Origin of the sequence: Mycobacterium arosiense ATCC BAA-1401 = DSM 45069 (genome assembly GCF_002086125.1) — a bacterium.
Taxonomy (GTDB): domain Bacteria; phylum Actinomycetota; class Actinomycetes; order Mycobacteriales; family Mycobacteriaceae; genus Mycobacterium; species Mycobacterium arosiense.
In genome coordinates, this window is sequence record NZ_MVHG01000144.1 from 1 (window position 1) to 6,134 (window position 6,134).

At 68.5% G+C, this 6,134-nt stretch carries 8 protein-coding genes; 1 reads left to right on the plus strand and 7 read right to left on the minus strand.

The features are described 5' to 3' along the window. From BST14_RS31790 to BST14_RS27235, 6 genes are all read right to left on the minus strand, one after another. The coding region (locus tag BST14_RS31790) for a transposase (RefSeq protein ID WP_142279208.1) at nucleotides 1-178 on the minus strand (178 nt) is incomplete at its 3' end. A 46-nt stretch (nucleotides 179-224) separates the two neighbouring features. Beyond that, nucleotides 225-1,427, minus strand: coding sequence for a thiolase family protein (locus BST14_RS27215; RefSeq protein ID WP_083067391.1), 1,203 nt, complete (start codon nucleotides 1,425-1,427; stop codon nucleotides 225-227). Beyond that, nucleotides 1,424-1,870 (minus strand): MaoC/PaaZ C-terminal domain-containing protein, encoded by a 447-nt coding sequence (locus BST14_RS27220; RefSeq protein ID WP_083067392.1) that lies wholly within the window; start codon nucleotides 1,868-1,870, stop codon nucleotides 1,424-1,426. The genes BST14_RS27215 and BST14_RS27220 overlap by 4 nt, the downstream gene beginning before the upstream one ends. After that, complete coding sequence (locus BST14_RS27225; protein WP_083067393.1) at nucleotides 1,867-2,367, minus strand: MaoC family dehydratase; 501 nt, start codon at nucleotides 2,365-2,367, stop codon at nucleotides 1,867-1,869. Before BST14_RS27225 ends, BST14_RS27220 begins: the two co-directional genes overlap by 4 nt. After that, a complete protein-coding gene (locus BST14_RS27230; protein ID WP_083067394.1) occupies nucleotides 2,364-3,479 on the minus strand; it encodes an acyl-CoA dehydrogenase family protein in 1,116 nt (371 codons plus the stop codon). Before BST14_RS27230 ends, BST14_RS27225 begins: the two co-directional genes overlap by 4 nt. 78 nt (nucleotides 3,480-3,557) lie before the next feature. After that, complete coding sequence (locus BST14_RS27235) at nucleotides 3,558-4,742, minus strand: acyl-CoA dehydrogenase family protein (RefSeq protein ID WP_083067395.1); 1,185 nt, start codon at nucleotides 4,740-4,742, stop codon at nucleotides 3,558-3,560. 303 nt (nucleotides 4,743-5,045) lie between these two features. On the opposite strand from BST14_RS27235, the gene BST14_RS30460 reads away from it, so the two are divergent. Next, nucleotides 5,046-5,210, plus strand: coding sequence for a hypothetical protein (locus BST14_RS30460; protein WP_169926125.1), 165 nt, complete (start codon nucleotides 5,046-5,048; stop codon nucleotides 5,208-5,210). Between the two features lie 6 nt (nucleotides 5,211-5,216). On the opposite strand, the gene BST14_RS27240 is transcribed toward BST14_RS30460, so the two are convergent. Next, the coding region (locus BST14_RS27240; protein WP_142279643.1) for an ABC transporter permease at nucleotides 5,217-6,134 on the minus strand (918 nt) is incomplete at its 5' end.

Genomic DNA, 6,134 nt, shown 5'->3' on the forward strand with positions numbered 1-6,134 from the left:
ACGGCCCGAACGCCCCGGGCACGTCTCGCCAGGCGATCCCACACCGGTACCGATAAATAATGCCCTCGACCATCGAGCGGGCATCCTGAAAGGGCCTGCCCCGCTTGCCTGTCCGAGTCGGAAGCAAATCTTCAATCAACGACCACTGAGCATCGGTGAGCAACTGAAACCGCGACATGACTCAAGCCTCGGGCACAACATCCAAAATCTTTGCCAGACACGCCCTAGTCCCCCCGCATGAGCAGGGCGACCTGCTCGCTCATGATGCCGCCGTTGCCGGTGACGAACGCGGTGTGGCACTCGGGAACCTGCGCGTCGCCGGCCCGGCCCATGATCTGGCGCGCGCCGTCGACCACGTGGTGCATGCCGCCGGCCATGCCGGCCTGACCGAAGGACAGCTGGCCGCCGGCGGTGTTGAGGGGGAAGTCGCCGCGGTAGGTCAGATCGTGCTCGTTGACCCACGACATGCCCTGGCCCTTCGCGCAGAATCCGGCGTCCTCGAGGCTCATCAGCACCGTGATGGTGTAGCAGTCGTAGATCGACGCGATGTCGACGTCGGATCGGTTCAGCCCGGCCATCGCGAAGGCCCGGTCGGCCGCCCGGGCGATCGGGGTGCACAGCAGGTCCTCGGCATAGGTCGGGGTTTTGAAGGCGATGTGTTCGCCGAAGCCCTTGATCCATACCGGGCGGTGGCGGCCGCGGCGGGCGACGTCCGCGTTGGCGATCAGCACGCCCGCTCCCCCGTCCACCCGCATCACCGCTTCCAGCATGTGAATGGGGTCGGCGATCATCGGGCTGTCCAGCACGTCGTTGACCGTGATGGGGGTGCCGTGGAAAACCGCGCCGGGGTGGGCACCCGCGTTGGTGCGTTGGTCGACGGCGATCTTGGCGACAGCGGCGGGGTCGTAGCCGAATTCGGCCGCGTAGCGCTGAGCAATCTGCGCGTAGGGCGCGTTCTGGCCCACGTTGCCGTAGGGAATCTCGAACTCGGCCTGCGGCGAACCGTAGTTGTTCGACGATGCCCCAAACCAATTCGGGTCGGGCGTGGGTCGCCGCTGCGACCGGGGCACCGCCGCCGAGCCGGGCACCACCGCCAGCACCGCGTCGCAGATGCCGAGTTCGACGGCCGCCGCGGCGCGCCAGATCATCCCGGCGGAAGTCGCCCCACCGAGATCGACTCGTTCACCGAAATCGAGTGCGATACCCAGGTATTCGCACAGGGTGGCCGGCGCGAACATGGCCGATTCGGCGATGCCGTGGGTCAGCAGGCCGTTGACGCGGCCGGGATGCACGCCGGCGTCCTCGATCGCCAGCTTGGCCAGCGCCGCGTACTGGTCGAGGGTGAACAGCGGCGCCCGGGTGGGTCGGCGCTGCGCGGGCAACTCCGCGATGCCGACGATGGCGGCCTCGCCGCGCAACCCGGTCACGGCGGGACTCCCCGGATCGGCAACTCCACCGTGGCCATGCCCGGCATCAGGATCGTGTCGTCGCGACGCCCGGCGATGACGAGATCGACCAGCCCGGTCCCGGTGTCGCTGCGGCGCTTACCGGTGACCTCACCACCGAAGCTCAGCGACTCGCCCGGATAGGCGATCGCCCGGTTCTGCACCGAAAAGGACACCAGGCGGCCGCGCCCGCCGATCCAGTCGCCGAGGGCGCGGGCCAGCAGCGCCGCCTGCAGCGGGCCGTGCACCAGGACGTTGTCGTAGCCTTCGACATCGCGAGCCCACTGCTTGTCGTAGTGAATGCGGTGGCCGTTGTAGGTGGCGGCGCTGAAGAAGAACATCTGCGTTTCGTCGACGGTCACGGTCAGCGCGGGGATGCGCTCCCCGACCGCGATGTCGTCATAGAACACCTGCTGACATGTCATGGGCGGGCGATCATCGAGGTCGACGCTTCGGCCAGCAGGTCGCGATCCTGGTTGCGGTACACCGTGTGCCAGGTGACGAGGACGAATCTGCCGGAGCGGCCTTGCTTTTCGACAATCGAGGAGATGGTGCGGACCATTTCGATCTCGTCGCGGTGATAGGCGGGCAGGTGAAAGGTGAAGCTTTCGCCGCCGGCCATCCGCTTGGGCGCGCGCGGAAACGCCAGGCTGCCGGAGACCGCCCCCGACGATCCGTCGGGGCGCAGCGATTCCAGCGGCGATACGCCGAGGATGGCGTACTGCAGGAACAGCGGGGGGCAGATGATGTCGCGATATCCATTGGCCCTGGCGTAATCCGGATCGAAGTACAGCGGATTGTGGTCGCCGACCGCCGCCGCCCACCGCTGCCAGTCGCGCCGGTGCACCTCACCTCTCGCCGACGCGGCGACCGTGCCCACTCGCGCCGCCGACTCCGCATCGATCAAACTGTCCTCCCTCAACCGCGCTCCCTTTCGTCGTCCATGCTCTGCGCAAGCCAGCCGGCGGCGACGTCGGCCCCGCCGCCGAATGTCGAACCCAGCCGTGCCCGCTCGCTCCACAGATGCAGGTCGGTCTCGGTGACATAGCCCATGCCGCCGTGCAATTGGTGAGCGTCCAGCGTGATCAGCCGCGCCGCGGTGGCCGCGTGCATGCGCGCGACGGCCGTCTCCCGGGTCGCGATGCGCCCGCGTCCCAGCCAGAACGCCGCCGCTTGCGCGGCCAGTCGCGCGGCGGCCAAGGCGATGTGCATGTTGGCGACGAGGTGCTGAGCGGCCTGAAACGAAGCGATGGGCCGGCCGAATTGGTGACGCAGCTTGGTGTAGTCGACGGTGCGGTCCAGCACGGCCTGTCCGACGCCCACCAGGTCGAGCGATCCCAGGGCCACGGCGGTGTTGGTCACCCGGCGCAGCGCCGGTGCGGTGATCCCGTCGAGCGCCGCACCGGCCTTCACGCCGTCGAAGCGCACGGCGAACGCCCGGACGCCACCGGCCATGTCGAGCGGTTCGACGCCGACACCGCCGGCCCGGACGTCGACGACGAAGACAAGGGTGCGCTCGGCGGCCGCGGCGGATACCACCAGCAGATCGGCGACGTCGGCATCGAGGACGTAGTCCGCGGTGCCGCTGAGCCGCCACCGCCCCGCGTCGGGATCGGCACTCAGCACCGGGGCGACGACGGCGGCGTCGCGGGCGTTGTGCAGCGCGGTGGTGGCCCGCACGCTCCCGGCGGCCAGCGGCGGCAGCCAGCGGGCCTTGAGCTCCGGGGAGCCGAGTTGATCGATGGCCAGCGCGGCGAGAATGCTGCTGTGCACGGTCGTGGGGCACAATGCGCGGCCGGCCTCGGTGTAGAAGACGGCGAGGTCGTCGAGGGAGCCGCCGACCCCGCCGTACTCCTCGGCGATGGCGAGGCCGAAGACGCCCGCGTCGGCCAGCGCCTTCCAGAGTGCCGGCGTGCCGCGGTCGGCGCCGGGTTCGCCGAGCGCCCGCACCAGGGTGATCGGGTTCTCGGCGGTCAGCAGCGCGCGTAGCGCCGCGGCGAAGTCGCGCTGTTCGGCGGTCAGGGTCGGTTTCATGGGTGCTGTTTCATGGGTGCTGTTTCATGGGTGCGGTTTCATGGATGCGGTTTCATGGATGCTGTGCGAGGTCCAAAGTCAGCGTCCATAGGACGGCATCGCGTGTCCGCGCTGGGCGATGATGTCGCGCAGCACTTCGTTGGTGCCGCCGCCGAAGCGCATCAGCGGGGCGGCTCGGTAGAGCCGCTCGAATTTGCCGGCCAGCGGGGCCTGTCGGCTGCCATGCGCCAACAAGCCGTCCGGGCCGAGCAGATCGAGCGCCAAATCGGCGATGCGTTGGCGCAGTTCGCTGGTGAACACCTTCTCGACGCTGACTTCGACGGTGGGTATGACACCGGCGTCGCCGTCGAGGATCGAAGCCGCCTCGTAGCCCATCAGCGTGGCCACCGCGACGTCGGCCTCCGCCTGCACCAGCCGGCGACGAAGCGACGGATCGTCGGCCGGGACGGTCCCGTCGCGCCGCGGCCGGCGCGCCAGCTCGCGCAACTCCTCGACGGCGCGTCGCAAGTCGCCGGCGTTGGTCAGCGCGCCGCGTTCGAGATCGAGCGCGCCGGTGATGTAGGTCCAGCCGCGATTGACCTCGCCGACCAGATTGGTGGCCGGCACTCGTACGTCACGGAATCCCACCTCGTTGGTGCGATAACCCGACCACGCGTACAGCGGGCGAATTTCGACGCCCGGGTTGTCGATCGGCACGATGATGACCGAAATGCCCCGATGCCGGGCGCCGCTGGGATCGGTACGGACACATAACCATTCGTGCGTCGCGCGATGGGCGCCGCTGTTCCAGATCTTGGTGCCGTTGATCACCCATTCTTCGCCGTCACGGGTGGCGCTGGTCCGCAGGCCGGCCAGGTCGGTCCCCGCTTCCGGTTCGGAATATCCGACGGCGCAGATCATTTCGCCCCTGGCGATCAGGGGTAGCCATTCGGTTTTGTTGCGCTCGGTGCCGTGCCGCATGATCATCGGCGCCACCGACGTCACCGTGAGATCCGGGCCGGGCACGCCCCAGTATTCGAATTCGCTCATCAGCAGGTGCAGGTGCATCGCCCCCAGCCCGAGACCGCCGTACTCGCGCGGCCAGTTCAGCCCGAACCAGTCCCTCTCGCCGATCTTGCGGCGGAACCGGGCCACCTCGCCCTGGGGATATTCCAGGTCGTGCTCGGCGAGCTCGGCTCGCAATTCCGGCGTGACGTTTTCGCGCAGAAATTCACGAATCTCGGTGAGCCAGGCGCGCTGTCCCGCGTCGAGTTCGAAATCCATTCCGGCGCCTATACCTTTCTGCCGGTACCTTTCTGCCGGTACCTTTCTGCCGGCCTTACACCAGGCAGCGCCAGCGTAACGCCACGGCGAGAATGCGCCCCGGATTTCGCCGTGGCGTCACCCGGGTCGGCCCTCCCAGGGTCGACGGCTCAGCTGTAAACACTCAGCTGTAAACACACTGTCAAACTCCCGTTAATACACGTCGGCGCTCTCGCGCATACGCGGACGGGCTGCAAAGATTTTCAGATCGGCTGGTCGACGCGGACCAGGAACGCTGCCCAGTTCCGGCCTGAGGGAGTAGTCATGCCCACTGTTGAGATGCGCCTCCGCCAAGACCTGCGCAACTACGCCATCGAATTGCGGCAGCTCGCGTACACGCTGCCGCTGGGCGTGGGCGAGCACGGTCTGCTGCAATTGTCCGACCGCATGCGCGCCGCGGCCGACCAGATGGTCCGTAAGGGCGCCTGACCGGCGTCAGCCGCCCCTGAGGCGGATCTTCCAGCGCACGAAGCCCAGGTACACGGCGCTGATGACGAACAGCATGCCGACGTCGAACCACCACGTCGCCAGGGTGTGCCTCCAGTGCGAATCCTTCGGGGTCAGCGGGCCGGGCACCAGCTTGGTCAGGTCGGCGGTGGAGGCCGACGCCGCGAATCCCCACCGCGCCGGCGTGGCCCACGACATCTGGTCGAGGCCGACGCGCGCGGTGACCGGAATCATCCCGCCGGAGAACACCAGCTGCGACATGACCGCCACCACCAGCAACGGCATGATCTGTTCGTTGGACTTGGCGACGGCCGACAGGGCCAGCCCCAGCATCGCCGAAGCGACGCACGTCAGCGCGACGTCGGCGAACAGCTCCAGGCCCGGCTTGCCCAGCGCCACGGCACCCTGGGTGGGGGCGCCCTTGCCGAGCACCGCGATGACGCTGACGATCGCCGACTGCACGATCGCGAACACGGTGTACACGCAGACCTTCGCCAACAGGTAGGCCGACGTGGACAGGCCGACCGCCTGTTCGCGCAGGAAGATGGCTCGCTCACCGATGAGGTCGCGGATGGTCAGGGCGGTGCCCATGAACACCGCGCCGACGTTGAGCAGCACCAGAATCTGGCCGGGCTCATTGGGTGCGGCGCCCATCGGGTTCGGGATGCCGAACCCGACGTCGCCGGGCACCGACATGGACAACGACCCCATGATGAACGGCAGCAGCGCGAGGAATACGAAGTAGCCGCGGTCGGAGACGATCAGCCGCATCTGGCGGCGGGCGATCGTGGAGAACTGCCGGACCAGGCTGGTGTGCGCCGGATCGCCGAGCTCGGCGGGTTGCTCCGCGGGCGGTGGGGCGGGCGGCGGGCCCGTGCGGGCCAGGTAGCGCGCGCGGGAACCGTC